The sequence below is a fragment of the Rhizobacter sp. P1_G5 genome (assembly GCF_056405435.1).
This window is the reverse complement of record NZ_JBFUCB010000784.1, coordinates 1-2,416: the sequence shown is the minus strand read 5'-3', so window position 1 is coordinate 2,416 and position 2,416 is coordinate 1. Positions and strand designations below refer to the sequence as shown.

Sequence of the window (2,416 nt, the reverse complement as noted above, 5' to 3'; positions counted from 1 at the left end):
GTGCGGGTGTCGGTCGCGAGCGGTCCCCAGGCGCCGTCCGGGCCGACGCTGTGGCGGTACAGCGGCGCGCCGATGCGTTCGCCGGTGGCGGGATCGGTGGCGTGCACCTCGACGGTGGCACCGGCCAGCGGCAGGTTGTCGGGCACCGCGGCCTGCGGGTGCAGGCCGGAGACGGTGCCGGAGAGTGCGATCGCGGCGTCCGCCGGCACCGGCTGCACAGTGCCGGGCGCGCGGCCGGTGAGAAAGCGCCACATCGCGTCGAAGGCCGCCGGGCCGAACGAAGTCTCGCGGTGATCGATGCCGGCGATCACGACGTTGTGGGCGCCGCGCAGCGCCGGCCCGTCGGCATCGACACCGGTCGGCCGGCCGGGCGCGCCGATCCACAGGCCGTCGGGCTGCGCGTACTTGTCGAGGCCGTCGGAGCGCACCGTCATCCAGCGCGGGCCAGGTGTCGTCTCGTCGGCGCCGCTGCCGTTCAGGCGCTGCAGGAACGGCCCGGCGCCGTTGAACTCGTTGCCCGGCCGGAAGCCGGCATCGGCCCACACGCCATGGTTCGGCGTGCCGCCGAGGATGGCGTGCGAGACCTGCGGCGCGCCGCCGTTCGCGATGAAGTTGCGCACCGCGAAGCCGCCGCGCGAGTTGGCGATCAGCACCACCTGTGCCACGCCATGCCGGCGGCAGGCCTGCTCGACGGTGTCGGCCACGCAGCGCCGGGCGTCGTCGCTGGAACTGCGGCCGGGCTGCGCGATGCCGTCGTCGTCGCGCGCAAGCGGGCAGGGCATGTCGATCGCCTGCAGCCGCTCGCGCGGCCAGCCGTTGCTCTCGAAGCGCCAGACGGTGGTCAGCCACAGCGCGGCGGTGTCGCCGTTGCCGTGCACGAAGACGATGGGCGGGAAGGCGTCGGTCGGGGCGGCGTCGCTCATGCCGGCAGGCCCAGGTCGCGCGCGGCGGGATACGGGCCCCAGGCGGTGGCGGCCTCGATCGCGCGCACGACGGCGCGGGCCGTCGCCTCCGCCGCCATCGTGCCGAGCAAGGTGGAGTGGGCGCTGCGCCCGCTGGCACCGGTGGCCAGCGCGAACAGCGTGTCGCCGTCGCTCTGCGTGTGGACCGGGCTGATGCTGCGCGCGAGCCCGTCGTGCGCGGTCTGCGCGAGCTTGTTGGCCTGGGCCTTGGTCAGCACGGCGTCGGTGCCGACCACGCCGATCGTCGTCGCGGCGCCGGCTTGCATCGGCTGCGGCAGCTCGCCGCGCAGCAAGGCCTGCGTGGTGTCGAGCAGGCCCAGGCCGTCGGCGCTGCGCGCGCCGGCCAGCACGCGGCCGCTGCGCGGATCGATCACGTCGCCGACTGCGTTCACGGCGACCCACGCGCCGACCGTGATGCCGTCCACCGTGATGCAGGCGTGGCCGAGCCCGCCACGCATCGCGCGGCCGAGCCCGAACAGCTTGCCGACCAGCGCACCGGCGCCGGCGCCGACATTGCCCTCGGCGCAGGGCGCGTCGCTCGCGGCCTCGCAGGCGGCGTAGCCGGCATCGGCATCGGGACGGATGCGGCCGTCGCCGACCGACAGGTCGAACAGGATCGCGGCCGGCACGATCGGCACGCGGTGCGCGCCGACCGGGTAGCCGATGCCGCGCTCCTCGAGCCAGCGCATCACGCCGCCGGCCGCGTCGAGCCCGAATGCGCTGCCGCCGGCCAGCAGCACCGCGTGCACGTGTTCGACGGCATTCAGCGGCGACAGCAGATCGGTCTCGCGCGTGCCCGGCGCGGCGCCGCGCACGTCGACGCCACCCACGGCGCCCGCGGGCGCGAGCACGACGGTGCAGCCGGTCGGCCGGCGGGTGTCGGTGAAGTGGCCGACACGCAGGCCGGCAACGGCGCTCAGACCGGGTGTCGAATGCATCGCAGGGAGTCGGACATGGAGCCGCTGATTATGGCGGCCGCATCGCCGCCCCCGCTACGCGAAGACGCCTGCCGTGTCCTGCATGCGCGTCGACACCTCGCCCAGCTGGTGCAGCGTGTCGCCGAAGCTCAGCTCCATCACCGTCAGCCGCTTGAAGTAGTGACCGGCGATGTACTCGTCGGTGACGCCGATGCCGCCGTGCAGCTGGATGCATTGCTGGCCGACGAAGCGCATCGAGACACCGAGCTGGTACTTGGCCTGCGCCAGCGCGCGCCGCCGCGCCGCGGCCGGTTCGTTCATCTTCAGCGTCGCGAAGTAGCTCATCGAGCGTGCCAGCTCCAGCTGCATCTTCACGTCGGCGATGCGGTGGCGCAGCGCCTGGAAGCTCGCGATCGCGACGCCGAACTGCTTGCGCGTGTTCATGTACTCGACGGTCACCGCGACCAGCTGGTCCATCGCGCCGACCGCCTCGGCGCAGAGCGCGGCGATGCCGATGTCGGCCGCATGCTCCAGCGC

The 2,416-nt window shown here is 74.0% G+C and carries 2 protein-coding genes and 1 pseudogene; all 3 read right to left on the bottom strand.

Annotated features, from left to right (window positions below):
* Positions 1-923, bottom strand: a pseudogene (locus AC1D12_RS31005) (twin-arginine translocation pathway signal); the annotation flags it as partial.
* Complete coding sequence (locus AC1D12_RS31000; RefSeq protein ID WP_477845044.1) at positions 920-1,900, bottom strand: P1 family peptidase; 981 nt, start codon at positions 1,898-1,900, stop codon at positions 920-922. The pseudogene AC1D12_RS31005 and the gene AC1D12_RS31000, both read right to left, overlap by 4 nt.
* Before the next feature lie 54 nt (positions 1,901-1,954).
* A partial coding sequence (locus tag AC1D12_RS30995; RefSeq protein ID WP_477845043.1) for an acyl-CoA dehydrogenase family protein occupies positions 1,955-2,416 on the bottom strand: 462 nt, incomplete at its 5' end.